This window comes from Streptomyces sp. GDS52 (assembly GCF_052246875.1).
GTDB lineage: Bacteria > Actinomycetota > Actinomycetes > Streptomycetales > Streptomycetaceae > Streptomyces > Streptomyces cathayae.
Window position 1 is genome coordinate 3,487,319 of record NZ_CM125966.1, and the last position, 20,633, is coordinate 3,507,951.

Sequence of the window (20,633 nt, forward strand, 5' to 3'; positions counted from 1 at the left end):
CCGGTGCCGCCCCCGGTACCGCTCACCACGCACTACGGAAAGGTCCTCGAACATGTCGCAGAAGGTCTCCGACCACCTCCTCGAGCGCCTGCGCGAGTGGGGAGTGGAGCATGTCTTCGCCTACGCCGGCGACGGCATCAACGGTCTGCTCGCGGCCTGGGGCCGCGCCGACGACGATCCCCGGTTCATCCAGGCCCGTCACGAGGAGATGGCCGCCTTCGAAGCCGTCGGCTACGCCAAGTTCTCCGGCCGGGTCGGCGTGTGCGCCGCCACCTCCGGGCCCGGCGCCATCCACCTCCTCAACGGCCTGTACGACGCGAAGCTGGACCACGTGCCCGTCGTCGCGATCGTCGGCCAGACCAACCGCAGCGCGATGGGCGGCTCCTACCAGCAGGAGATCGACCTCGTCAGCCTCTACAAGGACGTCGCCTCCGACTTCTGCGAGATGGTCACCGTCCCCGAGCAACTGCCCAACGTGCTGGACCGGGCGATGCGCACCGCCGTCGCCCGGCGCTCGGTGACCGCCGTGATCGTCCCGGCCGACGTGCAGGAGCTGGAGTACTCGCCGCCCGGGCACGCCTTCAAGATGGTCCCCTCCAGCCTCGGCATGCCGCACTACGCGCCGGTGCCGAGCGACGAGGACCTGCGGCGGGCCGCCGACGTCCTCGACGCGGGCGAGAAGGTGGCGGTCCTCGTCGGGCAGGGGGCCCGCGGGGCCCGTCAGGAGGTCATGGCGCTCGCCGACCGGCTCCACGCCGGGGTGGCCAAGGCGCTGCTGGGCAAGGACGTCCTCGACGACGACCTGCCGTACGTCACCGGCTCCATCGGCCTGCTCGGCACCCGGCCGTCGTACGAGCTGATGACCGGCTGCGACACCCTCCTCGTCATCGGCTCGTCCTTCCCCTACACCCAGTTCCTGCCGGAGTTCGGGCAGGCCCGGGCCGTGCAGATCGACATCGACCCGCACATGGTCGGCCTGCGCTACCCCTTCGAGGTCAACCTGGTCGGCGACGCCCGCGAGACCCTGACCCGGCTGCTGCCGCTGCTCTCCGCGTCGAAGCACCGGGGCTGGCGCAAGAAGATCGAGAAGGACACCGCCCGCTGGTGGCAGGTGATGGAACGGCGCGCCGCGGTCGACGCCGACCCGGTCAATCCCGAGTACGTCGTCCACGCGCTGAACGACCTGCTGCCGGAGAACGTGATCCTGTCCTCCGACTCCGGCTCCGCCGCCAACTGGTACGCCCGGCACCTGAAGCTGCGCGGCGCCATGCGCGGCTCGCTCTCCGGCACCCTCGCCACCATGGGCCCCGGAGTGCCGTACGCCATCGGCGCGAAGTTCGCGCACGGCGACCGCCCGGCCATCGCGCTCGTCGGCGACGGGGCGATGCAGATGAACGGCATGGCCGAGCTGATCACCGCCGCCAAGTACTACCGGGAGTGGGCCGACCCCCGGCTCGTCGTGGCGGTGCTGAACAACCAGGACCTCAACCAGGTCACCTGGGAGATGCGCGCCATGTCGGGCGCCCCGCAGTTCCTGCCCTCCCAGTCGATCCCCGACGTCCCCTACGCCGACGTCGCCCGCCTGCTGGGCCTGAAGGGCCTGCGGGTCGAGAAGCCGGGCGAGGTCGTGGGCGCCTGGGAGGCCGCGCTGGCCGCCGACCGGCCCTGCGTACTGGACTTCGTCACCGACCCCGCCGTACCGCCCGTCCCGCCGCACGCCACCCTCGACCAGATAGAGGCCGCCGCGGCCTCCGTCCTCAAGGGCGACAGCGACCGCGCGGGCATGGTCCGCCAGGGCTTCAAGGCCAAGGTGCAGGAATTCCTGCCCGGCCACCGGGACCGCGAGGACCGGCCCGGTGCGAAGGACACCACGTGACCGACACCCCGGTCGTGGAACGGGTGGACACCGCCGTCTACACGGTGCCCACCGACGCCCCCGAGGCGGACGGCACCCTCGGCTGGGACAGCACCACCCTGGTCCTGGCCACCGTCCGCTGCGGGAACGTCACCGGCCTCGGCTACACCTACGCGCCCGCCGCCGCGGCACACGTCATCGAGGACCTGCTCACCGACGTGGTCACCGGCTCCCCGGCGCTCGACGTGCCGCGCGTCAACGAGGCCATGCGGCGCGCGGTGCGCAACGCCGGGCTGCCGGGCGTCGCCGCACAGGCGATCGCGGCCGTGGACATCGCGCTGTGGGACGGCAAGGCCCGCCTGCTCGGCCTGCCCCTCGTGCACCTGCTGGGCGCGGCCCGCGACGAGGTGCCCGTCTACGGCAGCGGCGGCTTCACCACCTACGACGACGACCGGCAGGAGCGTCAACTGCGCGGCTGGGTCGAGGAGGAGGACGTTCCCCGCGTCAAGATCAAGATCGCGGAGTCGTGGGGCAGCCGCGAGGAACGGGACCGGCGGCGCGTCGCCAGGGCCCGTGCCGTCATCGGCGACGCCGCCGAACTGTACGTCGACGCCAACGGCGGCTACCGCGCCGAACAGGCCGTACGCGTGAGCCGGGCACTCGACGACGAGGGGGTGACCTGGTTCGAGGAACCCGTCTCCGCCGACCACCCGGCCACCCTCGCCGCGATCCGCGCCCGCGTCACCCCGGAGGTGGCGGCCGGCGAGTACGGCTACACCCTGCCGTACTTCGAGCACCTGCTCGCCGCCGGCGCCGTGGGCTGCCTGCAGGCCGACGTCACCCGCTGCGGGGGCATCACCGTCTGGCTGCGCGCCGCCGCCCTCGCGCAGGCCCGCGGTGTCGACATCTCCGGGCACTGCGCCCCGCACGCCCACGCGCACGCCGCCGCCACGGTGCCCAACCTGCGCCACCTGGAGTGGTTCCACGACCACGTCCGCGTCGAACGCCTCCTCTTCGACGGCGTCCTCGCCCCCACCGGCGGCACCCTCACCCCCGGCGCCGGCGGCGCGCCCGGCCTCGGCCTCACCCTCGCCACGGAGCGGGCGCGGCCCTACCGGGTGGACTGACAGAAGGACAGGACATGACGGAACAGGACGGGAACAGGAGCAGCACCCATGACCACCACGGCGTTCCCGCCGCACCCCCTGCACGACTACGCGCTCCTGGCCGACGGCGAGCGCGGCGCCCTCGTCGGACCCGACGGCGCCATCACCTGGCTGTGCGCTCCCACCTGGCACGACGAGGCGGTCTTCGCCGCCCTCATCGGTGGCCGCGGTGCCTACGCCGTCACCCCCCGCGCCCGCTGTGTCCCCGGCGGCTACTACGAGGAGGGCACGCTGATCCGGCGCAGCCGCTGGGTCACCGCCGAAGGCGTCCTCGAGTGCCGCGAGGCACTCGCCTTCCCCGGCGAGCCGGACCGGCTGGTCCTGCTGCGGCGGCTGATCGCCGTCGACGGACCGGCCCACGTCCGCGTCGTCCTCGACCCGCGCGCCGACTACGGCCGCGCACCGGCCGCCTCCCCGCACCGCGGCGAGGACGGCGTGTGGCACCTCACCTCCGGCCGCCACCGGCTGCGCTGGCAGGGCGCCGCCGAAGCCGCGGCCGGCGCGGAGGGCCTGAGCACCGACCTGCTCCTCGGGCCCGGCGAGACGCACGACCTGGTCCTGGAATGCTCCACCTCCCCGCTCCCCCGTCACCTCCCGCGGGCCGGGCCGGCCTGGGCCGCGACCGAGCGGGCCTGGCGGGAGGCGGTGCCCCCGCTGCGGAACACCGTCGCCACCCTCGACAGCCGGCTCTCCTACGCGGTGCTGCGCGGCCTGACCGGTCACGGCGGCGGCATGGTCGCCGCGGTCACCACCAGCCTCCCCGAACGCGCGGAAGCAGGCCGCAACTACGACTACCGGTACGTGTGGATCCGCGACCAGAGCTACGCGGGGCAGGCGGCGGCCGCAGCCGGCTGTCCCGAACTGCTCGACGCGGCCGTCCGGTTCGTCGGCGAGCGGCTCCTCGCCGACGGCCCGCGGCTGGCCCCCGCCTACACCGTGCACGGCCACGCGGTGCCGGGACAACGGGAGTTGGACCTGCCCGGCTATCCCGGCGGCTTCAGCCAGGTGGGCAACCACGTGTCGGACCAGTTCCAGCTGGACTGCTTCGGGGAGGCACTGCTGTTGTTCGCCGCCGCCCACCGCGCGGACCGCCTGGACGCCGACGCCTGGAAGGCCGCCGGCCTCGCGGTGCGGGCCATCGCCGAACGCCGAAGTGAACCGGACGCCGGTATCTGGGAGTTGGAGGCCAGGCCGTGGACCCACAGCCGGCTCATCTGCGTCGCCGGACTCCGCGCCCTGGCTGGCGCGGCTCCCCGCCACCCCCTCGCCGACCCCTGCACCCGGCTCGCCGACACCCTGCTCGCCGCCGTGTCCGCCGACTGCGTGCACCCCGACGGCCACTGGCAGCGCGCCCCCGACGACCCGGCGGTCGACGCGGCTCTGCTGCTGCCCGCCGTCCGCGGCGCCCCGGCCGCCGACGATCCGCGCACCCGCGCCACCCTCGCCGCCTGCCGTGACCGACTGGCCCAGGACCACTTCGTCTACCGCTTCCGCCACGACGACCGGCCGCTGGCGGAAGCGGAGGGAGCGTTCCTGCTGTGCGGGTTCGCCATGGCACTGGCCGAACACCAGCAGGGCCACCCGGTCGACGCGTACCGCTGGTTCGAACGGAACCGTGGCGCCTGCGGCGCGTCCGGCCTGTACGCCGAGGAGTTCGACATCGCCCAGCGGCAGCTGCGCGGCAACCTCCCGCAGGCCTTCGTGCACGCCCTGCTGCTGGAATCCGCCGCCCGCCTCTCCCACGATCCCGGCGCCGCACGGCGCCGAGAACGGAGCTGACCATGCCCGAGACCGTCGTCATCACCGGATCCAGCGCCGGCGTCGGCCGCGCCACCGCCCGCCTCTACGCCGAGCGCGGCGCCAACGTGGTGCTGGTCGCCCGCGGCCGGGCCGGTCTGGAGGCCGCCGCACAGGAGGTCGAGTCCCTCGGCGGCCACCCGCTCGTCCACCTCGCCGACACCGCCGACGCGCACCAGGTCGAGACGGCCGCCGAGGCCGCCGAGCGGTCCTTCGGCCCCATCGACGTCTGGATCAACTGCGCGTTCACCGGTGTCTTCGCCCCCTTCGACGAGATCACCGCCGACGAGTACGAGCGTGCCACCCAGGTGACCTACCTCGGCTTCGTCAACGGCACCCGGGCCGCGCTGAAGCGGATGCTGCCCCGCGACCGCGGCACCGTCGTACAGGTCGGCTCCGCACTGGGCGAACGGGCCATCCCGCTGCAGTCGGCGTACTGCGGCGCGAAACACGCCATCAACGGCTTCACGTCCTCGCTGCGCACCGAACTGCTGCACCGCGGCAGCAACGTACACGTCACGGTCGCCCAGCTGCCCGGCGTCAACACCCCGCAGTTCTCCTGGGTGCACTCACGCCTGCCCCGGCATCCACAGCCCGTTCCGCCCGTCTACCAGCCGGAGGTGGCCGCGCGAGGCGTGGTGTACGCCGCCGACCACCCGCGCCGCAAGCAGTACTACGTCGGAGCCACCACGGTGGCGACCGTCTGGGCCAACCGCCTGGCCCCCGCCCTGCTCGACCGCTACCTCGCCCGCACCGGCTTCGACTCCCAGCAGACCGACCGGCGGCCGCCGAGCGACGAGAGCAACCTCTTCGCACCGGTCGACGAGACGAAGGGCTCCGACCACGGTGCCCACGGCGTGTTCGACGACATGGCGCACGGCCGTTCGTTCCAGGCCGCTCTGTCCCGTCACCCCGCCGCGGCCGCCTCGGCCCTCACGGCGGGCATCGCCACCGCGGCAGCGGCCGTACTGACCAGGCGCGCCCGCACCGCGACGGCACATCGCGCGTGAAGCGCGGCGCGGTCGACCGCGAGGACGGGGGACGGGACGAGAGCCGGGCGGGACCGGGACCGGGGTCACAGGCTTGTCAGGATCTGCGGGGCGAGGGTCTTGATCAGGGTGTTGGTCCAGCGCATCTGGCGCAGGGTCTGCGGGTGGCACGCGGAGACCACGGCGAGCAGCTCCTCGTCCCTGGTGGCCTGCGCGAGCTGGGCGAGCATCTCCCAGTGCAGGGAGTTCTCCGCGGCGCTCAGGTGCAGCTCCCGGAGGTCCCGCAGGAGCAGCAGCCCGGGCTCGGGGCGCCGCGGCGCGCCCGGGTGTCTTGTCGTCCGGGCCGTGTCCGGCCTCGGTGTCCCAGTAGCCGTATTGACATCCTCCCCCTCTAAGCGAGGGGGATTCCGACCCGGGTGGGTCGAGGTTCACGGGCGCTCGAGCGGCCGGTGGCCGCTGTCACCCCTCCGGCACCGGCTGCCCGCCGGGGGCGGAGGATCCCGCCCTGTCCTGCCGCGACGTTGATCGCTGCGTTCTCATCCGCGTTGCAGGTGAACCCGCAGGAGATGCAGACGAACTCGGCTTGGCTCTTGCGCGAGTCCTTTTCGATCCAGCCGCAGGCACTGCACCGCAGCGAGGTGTAGGGGGCGGGCACGTCCTCCACCCGGCCCGGGGCCTTCTCCCCGGTCCGGCGGCGCAGCAGGCCCCAGCCCTGGGCCAGGATCGCCCGGTTCAGCCCGGCCTTCTGGCAGACGTTCCTGCCCGGCTGTGCGACGGTTCCCTTCGCCGAGCGGGTCATGGTGGTGATGTTCAGTTTCTCGAACCGGATCAGACCGTAGGTGCGGGCGAGCATGGTGGAGGTCTTCTCGCACCAGTCCTTGCGCCGGTCCGCCTCCCGGGCCTTGATCCTGGCCACCTTCGCGTACTCCTCCCGCCTGCGGTCGCTGCCCTTGGGGGCGCGGGCCGCGCGCCGCTGGTGCTTGCGGACCCGGGCCCGCTCCCGGGGGGTGAGCTGCGGGCAGTTCAGCCTCCGCCCGTCGGACAGGGCAGCGGTGATCTTCACGCCCCGGTCGATGCCGATGACCTCCCCCGTACCCGGTGCGCCGGTCGGCTCGGGGATCACGGTGAAGGCGATGTGCCACTGCTGGTTGCGGAAGGTGACCAGGAACGTCTTCGCCTGCGGCAGCCCGGCGCGGGTGAGGCGAAAGCGCACCCAGCCGCAGCCCGGCACCTTCACCCGCGCCCAGCGCCGGTTGAGTTTCTGCACCACCACCGAGCGGCCCATCACCTGCCGGCCCGTGGCGTTCAGCTTCGGGGTGCCGTCCGGATGGGACTCCGGGACCCGGTCGGTGCCGATCACCCGGAAGCCCTCATGCCGGTGCTTTTTGCGCCAGGTCGGCTCACCGAACCCGGAGGCGAACCGGGCCGTCTTGGCCCTGGCGAAGTCCTGCAGGGCCTGCTGCTGCACGTCCGCGTTCCCGGCCCGCAGCCAGGCACTCTCCCGCCGGGCCTCGGTGAGCTGACGGCACTGCTCCGCGAAACCCGGCGCGGACCTGCTGCCCGGCCGCCAGTGCGCGTGCTGCTCGACGGCCAGGTTCCACACGTACCGGGCGTGCGCGCAGTGCAGCAGCATCCGCTGCTCCTGCGCGGTGGTCGGGTACATCCGGAACCGTGACATGCCGTCCAACGTAGCTCCGCCACTCGCCCCTCTCTTCGCATCCGGCCGGGCTCACCCGAACGAGCGACCGACCCCCACCGTCACCGCTCCCGCTCCCAGCAACGCACCATCACGCCCTTCCCATGACCAAGCCCGCCACCGTCCTCTTCCGGGACGCTGCATCGCCCCGAAGGCATGCGGCTCCTCCTGTCCCGCTCCGCGGGAACGGGCATGCACCCCGGCCCTGAAGGGCCGGGGTGCATGCCCGGCAAGAGAGGTGGAGCAGCGCGTTGAGCAGGGCCACGTTGGTGCCGATCCGCGGGGCCAGGTGTACGGCCGCCCCAGGGGTGGGCGATCCGGTCCACCGAAGCCTCCGCGGTCTCCGAAGCCTCCATGCAAGCCTCCCAGCACACACCGGCGGCGTCCGCCGCCGCGTTCCCGGTACCCCCCTCGCCCCACTCCTGTAACGCCGTCAGGGACGTCCCGGGCGCCTGCCGGCTTCCCGGATCCGCGGCTCCCCGGTGACCGGATCCGCCGACGACCGGATCCGCCGGCGACGGTGTGGGGAGCGGACTCCGCCGGGTACCCGGCAGGCCGAGCGGCGGTGAGCGCACCCGTCCCCACCGCACGGAAGGGTGGTTCCATGACTCAGCGTGTCCGCGAGGTCATGACGAGTGTCCCGGCGACCGTCGCACCTCAGGCCTCGGTGACGTCCGTGGCCCGGATGATGCGGGACGAGGACGTCGGTGCCGTCCTGGTCACCGAGGGCGAGCGGTTGCGCGGGCTGGTCAGCGACCGTGACCTGGTGGTGCGCGCCCTGGCCGACGGCGACCCCCACCGGACCACGGTGGCCGAGACGTGCAGCGAGGACCTGGTCACCGTGGGCCCCGACGACGACCTGCCCCTCGTGGTGCGGGTGATGCGCGAGCACGCGGTCCGCCGGGTCCCGGTCGTCGACGACGGCCAGCACGCGGTGGGCATCGTCTCCCTCGGAGACCTGGCCGTCGAACGCGACCCCGAGTCGGCTCTCGGCGACATCAGCGCCGCGGAGCCCGACAGGCAGGCCGCCTCGTTCGGGGGAGGGCTCCCGGCGGCATGGGGCCGGGCCGCGGGAACCCGGCTCCCCGCACGCCGCGCCCGCGCGCGCTGTTAGGCCCCGTACCACCGGGTACTCGGCGGTGCGTTCCCCATCACCACGCGCTCCATCTGGGAGACGGGAGAGACGATGGCCGACTTCGGATACTTCCTGTCGTGCGAGGAGCACAGCCCGGCTGAACTCGTCGAGCAGGCCAGAATGGCCGAACAGGCCGGCTTCGACTCCCTCTGGATCTCGGACCACTACCATCCGTGGAACGACCGGCAGGGCCAGAGCCCGTTCGTGTGGACGGTGATCGGCGCCCTGTCCCAGGCCGTCTCGCTGCCCGTCGAAACGGCGGTGACCTGCCCCCTCGTACGGACCCATCCCGCGGTGATCGCCCAGGCGGCCGCCACCTCCGCCGCCCAGCTGGGTGGCCGTTTCCGACTGGGGGTGGGGACCGGCGAGGCGCTCAACGAGCACATCCTGGGCACCCCCTGGCCCGAGGCGCCGGTGCGCCTGGAGATGCTGGAGGAGGCGCTCCAGATCATCCGGCAGCTCTTCACCGGCGAGCAGACGAGCCACCGCGGCAAGCACTACACCGTGGAGAACGCCCGGCTGTACACCCTGCCCGACGAGCCGGTGCCCATCGACGTCTCCGCCTTCGGCCCGCAGGCCGCCGAGGTCGCGGCACGCATCGGCGACGGTCTGATCACGATGGCGCCCGACGCCGCCATGGTCGAGCGCTTCCGCCGCGGTGGCGGCGGCACCAAGCCGGTGTACGGCGGACTGAAGGTGTGCTGGGGCGCGGACCGGGAGGAGGCGCTGCGCACCGCACACCGCCTGTGGGCCAACGAGCAGCTGCCCGGGGAGCTTCCGCAGATCCTGCCGACCCCCCGCCATTTCGAGCAGGCGTCCGAGTTGGTCACCGAGGAGCGGGTGGCGTCCGCCGTACCGTGCGGCGACCACCCGAAGACGCACCTCGAGGCTCTGTCGGCGTTCGTCGACGCGGGATTCGACACCGTGTACGTCAACCAGATCGGCAAGGACCAGCAGGGCTTCTTCGACTTCTACCGCACGAAGGTCCTGCCGCAGCTGCGCGGCTGACCCGCACGAGGACGGCGGTGGAGCCATGGAGCGACCCGCGGACACGACGCATCCCGCTCTCGTCGTGATCGACATGATCAACACCTATGAACACGAGGACGCCGAGCTGCTCGTACCGTCCGCCCGACGGGTCGTGCCCGTCCTGGCGGAGCTGATCCGGCGGGCCCGCGGAGCGGACGTACCGGTGGTCTACGCGAACGACAACTTCGGCCTGTGGCGCTCCCACCAGGGAGAACTCGTGGACACCGCGCTGGCCGGTCCCCATGCCGACCTGATCGAACCGATCACGCCCGACGACGAGTCGCTCTTCGTGGTGAAGGCCCGCCACTCCGTCTTCTACGAGACCCCCCTGTCCTACCTCCTGTGGCGGCTGGGCGTCGGACACGTGGTGCTGAGCGGTCAGGTCACCGAGCAGTGCGTCCTGTACTCCGCCCTGGACGCGCACATCCGCCACCTGGAGGTCACCGTGCCCAGGGACGCCGTCGCCTCCATCCATCCCCATCTGGAGTCCGCCGCCCTGGAGATGATGGAGCGCAACATGGGCGCCCGGGTCGCCACGGCGAAGGAGATCGACTTCTCGTGACGGGGCCGTGTTCCCCGCCGTACCCCCGCGCTCCGGGACCGTCCGTCCCGCGGCCGCGGGGGCCGGTCAGCCGAGGGGGCGGCAGTACAGCGCGTCCGGGGTCCGGGAGGAGCCGAGGCGGCCGGTGTAGGCGATGCCGGCCGCGTACTCGCCGTCCGCGCACTGGCCCTTGTAGTGGCCGTGCCCGAAGTCGCCGCCGGCGGGGGCCGGCCCCCTGTTGTCGCCCCGGTCGAACCAGACCGTACGGCCGGCCGTGGCGGTGATCGCGCCGGGCCGGGCGGCCGTGCACAGGGCGGCCGAGACGGCGGAGCCGCGGACGCTGTAGCCGCTGAGGAAGTGCCCGCCGGGGCACTGGAGTTTGGTGTAGCCGGACGCCCAGTCGCCGCCCGGGGCGACGTACCGCTCGTCGGTGACCACCCGGTGTCCGCCGGCCGGGTCCCCCAGGGGCCCGGCGGTCACGTCGGAGCACAGGCCCCGGTTGCCCGTGTGGCTGAGGCCGAGGAGGCGCTGGCCGTCGGGGCAGACGGCCTTGCGGGCGCCGGAGTCCCAGTCGGGGAGCGCGCGCATGCGCCGCGAGGCGACGAAGTCGGCGTGGTCGGGGCTGAGCATCGACCAGTCGGCCACGGGGCCGATGCGGCCGGTGCGGCCGGGGGCCCCGACGAGCCGGGTCCAGGCGGCGGCGCGCCAGTCGTCCCCGTCGTGGAGGCCCATGCGGTGGCCCGCGGCGTCCCAGTGCAGCAGCGCCCAGCCGTTGCCCGCGCGATGGTCGTGCCAGCCGACGAGCGGCCAGTACGCGAAGTCGGCGTCGGTGCGGATCAGGTGGTCGACGAAGTTCTCGAACCAGGCGCGCTGCCCGGCGCCCGTCTCGCCGCGGCCTCCGACACCGAACTCACTGATCCAGACGGGGGCGGTGAAGTGCCGGTCCTGTTCGGCCGAGACGTAGAAGGCCTGGCGGTTCAGCACGTCGATCAGTTCGGCGGGGGTGAGGTCCTGGTAGCGGGGGTCGCTGGTCTCGCCGATGCCGGTGGCACCGCTGTGGTTCGGGCCGGTGTAGCCGTAGAAGTGGGCGGAGTACACGAGCTTGCCGGAGTCGACGAGGGTGTGCGAGAGCCGGCGTACGGGTTCCAGCGTGGGGCGTCCGTGCGCGAAGCCGTCCACGGGGATGCCGGTCCAGTTGATGCCCTCGACGATGATGAGGAGGTCGGCGTTCGCCTCCGTCAGGATGCGGTCGCCCAGGCGCTGGGAGGCGGTGAACCAGTCGTGGTGGTCGCCCAGGCCCCAGTTGGGGTCGTCCCAGACGGTGCGGCGGACCTCGTTGTACAGGTCGGCGCCCACCACCCGTCGGTTGTCCCGGTAGCGGCGGGCCATGAACAGCCAGTCGTTCTCCCACTCCTCGGTGGACCGGCTCGCGTTCCAGCGTTCGTTGCCGTCGACGCCGCAGCACCAACGGGTGGTGTTGGTGTGGTTGTTGAGGATCACCGCGAGTCCGGAGGCGGTGAGTTCGCGGACCACGACGTCGTAGACCTGGAGCGGGGTCCTCCCGCGCAGGGCGGGGTTCGCGGCGACCGCGTCGTCCGTGACGGGGCGGCCGTCGTGGATCATCTCGTTGGAGAAGGGCAGCCGGATGCTGTTGAGCCCGAGCTCCCGGAAGCCGGCGATGATCTCGGCCATGGGGGCGCGGTCCAGGCCGAGGGGCATCCGGCCGGAGTTCTCCCCGGCGTGGTGGTTCGCGTCCTCGTCCCTGCTTCCCGAGCCGTTCCAGGTGCCGCTGGCTCCGTGCCAGTTGCCGGACCGCAGCTTGAAACGGTCGCCGTCCGCGTCGACGATCCAGCGGCCCCGGGTGCTGAGGGGCGCCGTCCAGTCCTCGGCGGAGGCGGAGGCCGAGACGGAGGCCGGCTCGGTGGCGGGTTCCTGCGGTGCCGCGGCAGCGGCGGCGGGTGTCAGGGGCACCAGGGGCGCCAGGAGGAGTACGGCGGCCAGAGCCGCCCTGCCGAAGAGTCCGCGCACGGTCACCACCCGGAGAAGAGAATTGTCATGCCCATTCTCGCTTCGCGACCATCATGGGGGCCGGTACGGCATTGGTCCAGTCCTGCACGCGGCCGAGTCGGCGCACACCGGGGGCCGTGCTACCGTGAAGAGTTGCAGTTTCGGTTACCAGAGGCCCAGAGACTTCGAGACGTCGAGCGAGACCGAGCAAGACGTCGAGTGAAGCTTCGAGTGCTCTTCCGACCTTCCGTCGACGAGCACTCTTTTTTGTTGCTGGAAAGCTTCGCGGCTCACCAGGAATACAGCCGGGTGGACCGTTGCTGCAACGACGGGCCCACAAGGTGTGGGCCCCGAGCACTGCCCTCAAGGGAGATCGAATATGGCATCTGGCACCGTGAAGTGGTTCAACGCGGAAAAGGGCTTCGGCTTCATCGAGCAGGACGGCGGCGGCCCCGACGTCTTCGCCCACTACTCGAACATCGCCACCTCGGGCTTCCGCGAGCTTCAGGAAGGCCAGAAGGTGACCTTCGACGTCACGCAGGGCCAGAAGGGCCCGCAGGCCGAGAACATCGTTCCCGCCTGACCCCGACGTCGACGCCGACGCGCGCCGCGTGGCCGGGACCCGCACTTCTGTGATGCGGGCCCCGGCCCACTGCGTTCCCCCTCTTTCCCCTCTTTCCCCGGCTCTCGGTCCGGCAACGAAGCCGGCTCCGTTCCCGCACCCCCGGCGCGCCCCGCTCTCGCTCTCGCGATCCGACGCTTCCGGCCGCCGGCCGGTCCTCCGTCTCACTGTCATTTCGGCTCATTCTTGCGAATCCTCGTGCGGCCGTGCAGGTCCCCGCCGAGAGGAATTCCTCGATACGTGCCGCATCGAGGAAGGTTCCGCATGAACCGCAACCACACAGCCCGTTCGAACAACAGCTCCTCCCGCTCCCGTACGGAGAAGGCCTCCACGGGCTCCGGCCGGGGCGGCCGCGTCCGCTCTCAGGGGTCGGGCCGCCAGGGCGCCGCCCCCCGTTCGGGCAAGGCCGGGCGCGGTGGCGGCCGCGGAGGCCGTCCCGCCGTGTCCGGTGGGGAGTTCGCCCCGCCGGTCACCCTCACCCCGGCACTGGAGCCGGTCGAGTCCTTCTCCGAACTCGACATGCCCGAGCGGCTGTTGACCGCCCTCGGGACCGAGGGCGTGACCACCCCGTTCCCGATCCAGGCCGCTACGCTGCCGAACTCGCTGGCCGGCCGGGACGTGCTGGGCCGCGGGCGCACCGGCTCGGGCAAGACGCTCGCCTTCGGCCTCGCCCTGCTGGCCCGCACCGACGGGCAGCGGGCCGAGCCCCGGCAGCCGCTGGCCCTCGTCCTCGTGCCCACCCGGGAACTCGCCCAGCAGGTCACCGACGCCCTCACCCCCTACGCACGCGCGCTGCGCCTGCGCATCGCCACCGTGGTCGGCGGGGTGTCGATCGGCCGGCAGGTGAGCGCCCTGCGCGCCGGGGCCGAGGTCGTCGTCGCGACGCCCGGCCGGCTCAAGGACCTCATCGACCGGGACGACTGCCGCCTGGACCAGGTCGCCGTCACCGTCCTGGACGAGGCGGACCAGATGGCCGACATGGGCTTCATGCCGCAGGTGACCGCCCTGCTCGACCAGGTGCGCCCCGGGGGCCAGCGCATGCTGTTCTCCGCGACGCTGGACCGCAACGTCGACCGTCTGGTGCGCACCTACCTCCACGATCCCGTGGTCCACTCGGTCGACCCGTCCGCGGGCGCGGTCACCACGATGGAGCACCACCTGCTGCACGTGGACGACGACGACAAGCACGCCACCACCACGGAGATCGCCGCCCGCGACGGGCGCGTGATCATGTTCCTGGACACCAAGCACGCCGCCGACCGGCTGGCCAAGAAGCTCCTCGCCGTCGGGGTGCGCGCCTCGGCCCTGCACGGCGGGAAGTCCCAGTCCCAGCGCACCCGGACCCTGACCCAGTTCAAGGACGGCCACGTCACGGTCCTGGTGGCCACCAACGTCGCGGCCCGCGGCATCCACGTGGACAACCTGGACCTCGTCGTCAACGTCGATCCGCCCAGCGACCACAAGGACTACCTGCACCGCGGCGGGCGCACCGCCCGGGCCGGTGAGTCCGGCACCGTCGTCACCCTGGTCCTGCCGCACCAGCGCCGCGACATGACCCGTCTGATGGGGGACGCCGGCATCACCCCGCAGACCACCCGGGTACGTCCCGGCGGGACCGAGCTGAACCGCATCACCGGAGCCCAGGCGCCCTCGGGTGTGCCCGTCGTCATCGCTCCGCCGCCCGCCCAGAACAAGCCCGCGCGTTCCGGCTCCTCCTCCCGCGGCCGACGCGGCCGCCCCGGCCAGGGACGCCGCCGCCCGGCCGCCAAGGGGTAGGCAGGCTCCGGCCGCCCGCCGAGGGGTGGGCAGGCTCCGGCCGCCTGTCGGCCGCCGCCCGCCGAGGGACCGGGCGGGCGGCTGCCCCGGGCAGGGCGGGTCAGTCGCAGGGGGCGACCAGGCCCACCCGGTGGGCGAGTACGACCGCCTGGACCCGGTCGCGCAGGCCGAGCTTGGTCAGGATGCGTGACACGTACGTCTTGACGGTCTCGCGGCTGATGACCATCCGGTCGGCGATCTCGGCGTTCGACAGGCCCTCGGCGATGAGTCTCAGCACCTCGGTCTCGCGGGGCGCCAGGGCGGACAGCGCCTCGGTGGCGGGGGCCCGGGGCCGGCGGATGCGGTCGGCGAACCTGCCGACGAGCCTGCGGGTGACGGCGGGCGCCAGCAGCGACTCGCCGGCGGCGACCGTGCGGATGCCGTCCACCAGGTCGCGCGGCGGTGCGTCCTTGAGCAGGAATCCACTCGCGCCGGCCCGCAGCGCCTCGTACACGTACTCGTCGAGGTTGAAGGTGGTGACCACCAGGACCCTCACCGGCTCGGCGACACCCGGGCCGGCCAGCAGACGGGTCGCCTCGATTCCGTCCAGGAGCGGCATCCGGATGTCCATCACCACCACGTCCGGGCGCAGCCGCCGCGCCGCCTCCACCGTGGCGCGGCCGTCGCCCGCCTCGCCGACGACCTCGAGGTCCGGCTGCGCGCCGAAGATGGTGACGTAGCCGGTGCGTACGAGTTCCTGGTCGTCGCCGACCAGGACACGGATCGGGGCGCCGGAATCGGGGGCGGGGGCGAGCGCGGTCATCCGTGGCCTCCGGAGGGGATGCGGGCGGGCGCGCCGTACGGACGCGTCGTCAGGTCACCGGGCTCCGGGCGGTGTTGACACCACGACGTCGGCCACGTGCCGGGCCCAGGGCCCGGGAGCACATTACCGAACCGTGACCCCCCGACTGCTACCACGAGTAACTTACTTCTGGGTAATTTCGGTCCGGACCACCCCCCGAGCGGCGCGGAGGCCGCTTCCCACCTGTTGCTCCACAGGAGGTTCGCCATGCCCCCACGCTCGCGCACCGGACTTCTGGCCGCGGTGGTCACCGCCGCCTGCCTCGGCGCCCACGTGGTCGCCGCCGCCCCCGCCGCGGCGACGGACGAGACCGTGTCCCGGGGTGTCACCATCCCCGCGTTCTACCACCCGCCCGCCCACCTGCCCGCCGCCGACGGCGCCCTCGTCCGGAGCGAGCCCCTCCCGCTGGCCCTGCGCCTGCCCGGCCTCACGGGTCCGCTGCCGGGAAGCGCGACCCGGCTGATGTACAAGTCCACCGACTCCACCGGGCAACCGGTCGCCGTCACCGGCGCCTACCTCGAACCGGCCGCCCGCTGGAAGGCCGGCGGTCCCCGGCCCCTGGTCGCGGTGGCACCCGGCACCATGGGGCAGGGCGACCAGTGCGCCGCCTCCCTGGGGCTCGAGCACCCGCTGAGGCTCAACGGCCAGACGGTGTCCGTCGGTTACGAGAACCTGGCGGTCCACCGCCTCCTCGCGAAGGGCATCGCCGTGGTCGTCACCGACTACGCGGGTCTGGGCACGACCGACCGGCTGCACACCTACGTGAACCGGGTCGACGAGGCCCACGCGGTCCTGGACGCCGTCCGCGCCGCCCGCTCGGTGCGCGGCACCTCGGTCACCGCCGACTCCCCGGTCGGGCTCTTCGGATACAGCCAGGGCGGCGGGGCGAGTGCGGCGGCCGCCGAACTCCAGCCCTCCTACGCCCCCGACGTCCCCCTCGCCGGAACGTACGCCGGAGCACCGCCCGCCGACCTGGCCTCGGTCACCGAGGCCATCGACGGCAGTGAACTGGCGGGTGCGCTGGGCTGGTCGCTGAACGGCTTCCTCCAGTCCGACCCGTCCCTGAGACCCATCGCCGAGGCGCACCTGAACGCCGCCGGCAGGGCGGCCCTCACCGACCTGTCGACGATGTGCGTCGGCGACGCCCTCTTCGGCCACGGCTTCACCGAGAGCACCGGGTGGACCCGCGACGGGCGCTCCCTCAGCGACATCATCGCCACCACGCCGGCCCTCCGGGCGTTCCTGGAGAGCCAGCGCATCGGCACGCTGAAACCGTCCGGCCCCGTCCGCGTGGCGACGGGCGTCAGCGACGACCTCGTACCGCACGGACAGGCCCGCGGCCTCGCCGTCGACTGGTGCCGCAAGGGCGCCGACGTCACCTACAAGGCCGTCCTCCTGCCCGACGTCGGCAGCTCACTGCTCAACCACTTCGCACCGCTGCTGACCGACCAGGGCAGCGCCGTCGACTGGCTGACCGACCGGCTGTCCGGCAAACGGGCCGCCTCCGACTGCCGGAGCATGCCCGTACAGCCCTGACGGCGACGACCGGTCCTGGTGCCCGGCTCCCGAAAGCCGGGCACCACCACCGCGAAGCGCCGCCACGTCGAAGTGATCCGGGCCGCCGACGCCCGGCCGGGCCGGGGCTCGGCTACGCTCTTCGACCATGTCGCACCCTGACGATCTGCTCGTCGCCGTCGCCGCGATGGTCGAGGCCGATCGGGACAGCCAGATGTCACTCACCGTGGTGGTTCCCGGTGCCGTCATCACCGGACGGCTGGCCCCCGAGGCCCTGTGGAGGGAGCGGGTGGCCGAGGTGCTGCGCGACTCCGCGCGGCTGACCCACTTCGCCGTCCCGTTCACAGAGGCCGGCGGAGGCGGGGACCCGGCACGCCCCACCCACCTCCACTTCCACGTCGCCCGCATCCTCCAGGGGAGCTACGGCATCCCCGACACCGGGGGGATGTACCGCGTCGACCTCGCCGAGGTGAGCGCCTGGACGGTGGGGGACATCCGCTACGCGGACCAGTCGACGTAGTACGCGGACGAGGCCGGTCGACCGGGCGGCCGGTGGTCCACGGGGTTACGGGTTCACGGGGTTACGGGGTGAGGCCGATCGAGGCGCAGGCCGCCCGGTACTCGGCGGTGCAGATGTCCTTGACCTCGTAGACGTCGTCCCGGATCACCGTGTCCTGGATGTTGTCCCGCGTCAGGGCGACCACCGGGATCAGCATCGTCGGGATGTCCTTCCGCGTCGCACTGTCGACGCGGTCGACGGTCAGCGAGTCGAACTGGATGTCCCGCCCCTGGACCCGGGCCACCGCGATCTCCGCGGCGCCGCCCGCCGCGAGCCGGAACGACTTGTACACCGTCATGTGCTGCGTGCCCGCGACGATCCGCTGCACGGCCGCCAGGTCGGCGTCCTGCCCGGTCACCGGCGGGAGGTCGGAGATGCCCGCCTCCTCCAGCGCCTCGATGACGGCTCCGGCCATGCTGTCGTTCGCCGAGTAGACGGCGTCGACGTTGCCGGCTCCGATGGCGTCGATCGCCTTCTCCATGTTCGCCTTGGCGACCTCGGGCCTCCACTTGTCGGTGTCGTACGCCTTGGCTATCTCCACGTTCCCGTTCAACTCGTTGAGCGCGCCCTTCTTGAACAGGGCCGCGTTCGGGTCGGCGGGCGCGCCGTTCATCACGACGACCTTGCCCTTCTCCCCCTTGCCGCTGAGCTCGTCGACGATCGCGCGGCCCTGCACCTCGCCGACGAGCTCGTTGTCGTGCGACACGTACGCGTCGATCGGGCCCTCGGCGAGCCGGTCGTAGGCGATGACGGGAATGCCCGCCGCCTTGGCCTTCTTCACGTCCGGCCCGACGGCCCTGGAGTCCACCGCGGTCACCAGGATCACGTCGACCTCGTCGGCGATCATCCGGTCGAACTGCCGGCTCTGCTCGGCCGTGCTCCCCCCGGCGTTCGCGTAGACGACCTTGCCCTCCTTGCCGGTGAGAACGCCGACCCGCTCCGCGATGAGGGGACGGTCGAACTTCTCGTAGCGCGTCGCGTCGTCGTCGGGCAGGAGGAGACCCACCGTGATGTCGTTGCGCTTGCTCGGCGAGGCGGAGTCACCGCTCCCGTCACTGCCGCCGAACGCGCCGCACGCGGAGAGCGAGAGGAGCGAGAGGGCCGTGAGACCGGCCGTCACGAGGGTGGTGCGGGTGGTGCGAGGAGTACAGGGGTTCACATCAGGTGCCTTCCGGGCGAGGGTGCAGCGTGGCGACCGGTGGAAGCCGCCAACGCCGCGCGGCCCGTCGACGTCAAACCGTGCCCGCCCTGCGGTCCCACCCGCCGGTTCCACGCCCTGAACGGCCGTCACCGGTCCGATTTGTGACTGCGACGACCCGAATGGGCTGTGTGCTCCGCTCCGGAACCGCCGCCGCGCCAGGGGATTCTCACTGAACATCATTCAGCCCGGGGCGTTCCGGGCACCGCGTGCCGCGCATGCTCACGGCATTCACGCGAGGCGGGCAGAGAACGTGCGCAGGAGTGGCACACGGACTGCACACAGCGGCTCGCGAAGGTCGTTAGCGTGGCTGTTCCTGCTCCACCCGCTCTCGCGTGCGAACGCGAACGGGCCGTCTCCGGCTCGGCGGGTGCGTGCATGTCGACTCAGGAAGACAACGGATGGACTACTGCTCCACGTGTCGCCGGCATCTGAACGGCGCCCTGGTGTGCCCCGGATGCGGCGCCTACGCTCCCGACATCGCGCCGAGCGTCATGGGCGGGCGCACGGTTCCCGGCCCGTCGACGACGACCGCGCCCCCGGGCACGGAGGCCACCGGAGGCACCCGGGGCACGGAACGTGTCGACACGGGTGCCGGTACGCTCCCCGACGCCGACCTCGCCTCCACCGACGCCGAAGCCGACGCCGAAGTCGACCCCGCGGCGGAGCCCGCATCCGCGTCCGCGTCCGCGATGTCCGCGCCCACGGGGCGGGCGGCGCGGCGACGGCAGCTGGCGCGGTGGAAGAAGACCCAGCGCCGCGCCCTGGTCGCCACGGCGGTGGCGCTCGTCGGCGGTGGTCTCACCGTCGCCTCGATGGACCGGGGTTCCGGCGACCGCACCCAGGCCGCGACGGCACCCGAGGTCACCGGTATGGGCGGCGTAAAGGAGCCCGCGGGGCCCGCGGAGCAGTACGGCGACCCCGCGCCCGCGGCGACCCCGCCCGGCACGCACCGGCCCTCCCCGGACCGGCCCGCGCAGCCGGCCTCGGACGACGCCCCGGACCCGCGGTCGACCGGCACCGCGTCGGCACCCGGCACCACCTCGGACACCCGGCCGGACGGCGCCACCGGAGCGCCCACGACGGCACCGCCCCCACCGCGGACCGCCTCGGGCGCGGAAGCCGGATCCGGATCCGGTTCCGTATCCGGTGCTGGTTCCGCCGAGGGCCCCGGTGCGGCGACCCGCCCGGCGAACCCGCCCGCGGAAGCCTCCGGCAGCGGCGGCGGGAACAGCGGAAACGGCGGGGACGGCAGAAACAAGGAGCCGATGGACCGGGGCGGCTCGCAGCCCGCCGCGCCGGACCCCTCGACGCCCCCGCCCGACTCACCGAGCACGCCCCGCTCCGAGCTGTGCCTGCTGGTGATCTGCCTCGGCTGACCGCCCCCGCACGTGTTCCGCGCCGTGCTGCGGAACAATCGGAACATGAGCATCGTCAAGATCAACGTACTCACGGTCCCGGAAGAGCAGCGGGAGACACTGGAGCAGCGGTTCGCCGCGCGGGCGGGCGCGGTGGAGGGGTCGGACGGCTTCGAGTGGTTCGAGCTGCTGCGCCCGGTGGAGGGAACCGACACCTATCTCGTCTACACCCGCTGGCGGTCCGAGGAGGACTTCCAGCGCTGGATGGAGGGCCGCGCCCAGACCGCGCACGGCGGTGAGGGCGCACAGGGCGACCGTCCGAAGCCCGCGGCCACGGGGGCGACCCTGTGGTCCTTCGAGGTGGTCCAGCAGACCGGCCCCCAGCAGGCCTGACCCACCCCCTACGGCGTCCCCGCGTTCACCCGAACCGCGCAGACGGCAGCCACCCGTCCGGCGGAGAAGCACACGAGCCGACGAGCGGGCGATCGGGCGATCGGGCGATCCACGGAAAGGGCCGGGCCGGATCAGCCGGCCCTTTCCCTCCCGGGG

The 20,633-nt window shown here is 72.9% G+C and carries 16 protein-coding genes and 2 pseudogenes; 13 read left to right on the forward strand and 5 right to left on the reverse strand.

Annotation, left to right across the window (positions count from 1 at the left end; all coding sequences use genetic code 11):
* Positions 1–52 precede the first annotated feature (52 nt).
* The 4 genes from ACTWJ9_RS15835 to ACTWJ9_RS15850 are packed head-to-tail and all read left to right on the forward strand — an operon-like array spanning position 53 to position 5,828.
* A complete protein-coding gene (locus tag ACTWJ9_RS15835) occupies positions 53–1,876 on the forward strand; it encodes a thiamine pyrophosphate-requiring protein (protein ID WP_443294342.1) in 1,824 nt (607 codons plus the stop codon).
* On the forward strand, positions 1,873–2,982 hold the full coding sequence (locus tag ACTWJ9_RS15840; RefSeq protein ID WP_443294343.1) for an enolase C-terminal domain-like protein: 1,110 nt from the start codon (positions 1,873–1,875) through the stop codon (positions 2,980–2,982). Before ACTWJ9_RS15835 ends, ACTWJ9_RS15840 begins: the two co-directional genes overlap by 4 nt.
* Before the next feature lie 48 nt (positions 2,983–3,030).
* On the forward strand, positions 3,031–4,800 hold the full coding sequence (locus ACTWJ9_RS15845; RefSeq protein ID WP_279334878.1) for a glycoside hydrolase family 15 protein: 1,770 nt from the start codon (positions 3,031–3,033) through the stop codon (positions 4,798–4,800).
* Between the two features lie 2 nt (positions 4,801–4,802).
* Complete coding sequence (locus ACTWJ9_RS15850) at positions 4,803–5,828, forward strand: SDR family oxidoreductase (RefSeq protein ID WP_279334879.1); 1,026 nt, start codon at positions 4,803–4,805, stop codon at positions 5,826–5,828.
* A 65-nt stretch (positions 5,829–5,893) separates the two neighbouring features.
* On the opposite strand, the pseudogene ACTWJ9_RS15855 reads toward ACTWJ9_RS15850, so the two are convergent.
* Together ACTWJ9_RS15855 and ACTWJ9_RS15860 are read right to left on the reverse strand one after the other, a co-directional pair.
* A pseudogene (locus ACTWJ9_RS15855) lies at positions 5,894–6,121 on the reverse strand (hypothetical protein); the annotation flags it as partial.
* Between the two features lie 77 nt (positions 6,122–6,198).
* Positions 6,199–7,485 (reverse strand): RNA-guided endonuclease InsQ/TnpB family protein, encoded by a 1,287-nt coding sequence (locus tag ACTWJ9_RS15860; RefSeq protein ID WP_443294344.1) that lies wholly within the window; start codon positions 7,483–7,485, stop codon positions 6,199–6,201.
* 622 nt (positions 7,486–8,107) lie between these two features.
* Between ACTWJ9_RS15860 and ACTWJ9_RS15865 the strand changes: the two are divergent.
* The 3 genes and pseudogenes from ACTWJ9_RS15865 to ACTWJ9_RS15875 form a co-directional block, all read left to right on the forward strand.
* Positions 8,108–8,521, forward strand: a pseudogene (locus tag ACTWJ9_RS15865) (CBS domain-containing protein); the annotation flags it as partial.
* Between the two features lie 168 nt (positions 8,522–8,689).
* Positions 8,690–9,646 carry an LLM class F420-dependent oxidoreductase gene (locus tag ACTWJ9_RS15870; protein WP_387042494.1) on the forward strand — a complete coding sequence of 319 codons (957 nt, stop codon included), beginning with the start codon at positions 8,690–8,692 and terminating at the stop codon, positions 9,644–9,646.
* A 25-nt stretch (positions 9,647–9,671) separates the two neighbouring features.
* Complete coding sequence (locus ACTWJ9_RS15875; protein WP_279334882.1) at positions 9,672–10,229, forward strand: cysteine hydrolase family protein; 558 nt, start codon at positions 9,672–9,674, stop codon at positions 10,227–10,229.
* Positions 10,230–10,295: 66 nt separating this feature from the next.
* Here the strand turns inward: ACTWJ9_RS15875 and ACTWJ9_RS15880 are convergent, their stop codons facing one another.
* The gene (locus ACTWJ9_RS15880; protein ID WP_423836100.1) at positions 10,296–12,236 is read right to left on the reverse strand and encodes a glycoside hydrolase family 5 protein; all 1,941 of its coding nucleotides are present in this window, start codon (positions 12,234–12,236) and stop codon (positions 10,296–10,298) included.
* Between the two features lie 358 nt (positions 12,237–12,594).
* On the opposite strand from ACTWJ9_RS15880, the gene ACTWJ9_RS15885 reads away from it, so the two are divergent.
* Both ACTWJ9_RS15885 and ACTWJ9_RS15890 read left to right on the forward strand, forming a co-directional pair.
* Positions 12,595–12,798 carry a cold-shock protein gene (locus tag ACTWJ9_RS15885; protein ID WP_109379033.1) on the forward strand — a complete coding sequence of 68 codons (204 nt, stop codon included), beginning with the start codon at positions 12,595–12,597 and terminating at the stop codon, positions 12,796–12,798.
* 303 nt (positions 12,799–13,101) lie between these two features.
* Positions 13,102–14,613 (forward strand): DEAD/DEAH box helicase, encoded by a 1,512-nt coding sequence (locus tag ACTWJ9_RS15890; protein WP_279334884.1) that lies wholly within the window; start codon positions 13,102–13,104, stop codon positions 14,611–14,613.
* Positions 14,614–14,713: 100 nt separating this feature from the next.
* Here the strand turns inward: ACTWJ9_RS15890 and ACTWJ9_RS15895 are convergent, their stop codons facing one another.
* Complete coding sequence (locus ACTWJ9_RS15895; protein WP_279334885.1) at positions 14,714–15,415, reverse strand: response regulator transcription factor; 702 nt, start codon at positions 15,413–15,415, stop codon at positions 14,714–14,716.
* A gap of 246 nt (positions 15,416–15,661) precedes the next feature.
* Here ACTWJ9_RS15895 and ACTWJ9_RS15900 point away from each other — a divergent pair, with 246 nt between their 5' ends.
* Positions 15,662–16,990 carry a lipase family protein gene (locus ACTWJ9_RS15900; protein ID WP_279334886.1) on the forward strand — a complete coding sequence of 443 codons (1,329 nt, stop codon included), beginning with the start codon at positions 15,662–15,664 and terminating at the stop codon, positions 16,988–16,990.
* Positions 16,991–17,117: 127 nt separating this feature from the next.
* Positions 17,118–17,489, forward strand: a complete 372-nt coding sequence (locus tag ACTWJ9_RS15905) for a hypothetical protein (protein ID WP_279334887.1) — start codon at positions 17,118–17,120, stop codon at positions 17,487–17,489.
* Positions 17,490–17,550: 61 nt separating this feature from the next.
* Here ACTWJ9_RS15905 and ACTWJ9_RS15910 read toward each other — a convergent pair whose 3' ends face one another.
* Positions 17,551–18,687 carry a sugar ABC transporter substrate-binding protein gene (locus tag ACTWJ9_RS15910; protein WP_443294345.1) on the reverse strand — a complete coding sequence of 379 codons (1,137 nt, stop codon included), beginning with the start codon at positions 18,685–18,687 and terminating at the stop codon, positions 17,551–17,553.
* Between the two features lie 440 nt (positions 18,688–19,127).
* Between ACTWJ9_RS15910 and ACTWJ9_RS15915 the strand changes: the two genes are divergently transcribed.
* Both ACTWJ9_RS15915 and ACTWJ9_RS15920 read left to right on the forward strand, forming a co-directional pair.
* Complete coding sequence (locus ACTWJ9_RS15915) at positions 19,128–20,105, forward strand: SCO2400 family protein (protein ID WP_443294346.1); 978 nt, start codon at positions 19,128–19,130, stop codon at positions 20,103–20,105.
* Positions 20,106–20,150: 45 nt separating this feature from the next.
* The gene (locus ACTWJ9_RS15920) at positions 20,151–20,477 is read left to right on the forward strand and encodes an antibiotic biosynthesis monooxygenase family protein (RefSeq protein ID WP_279334890.1); all 327 of its coding nucleotides are present in this window, start codon (positions 20,151–20,153) and stop codon (positions 20,475–20,477) included.
* The last annotated feature ends 156 nt before the right edge of the window (positions 20,478–20,633 follow it).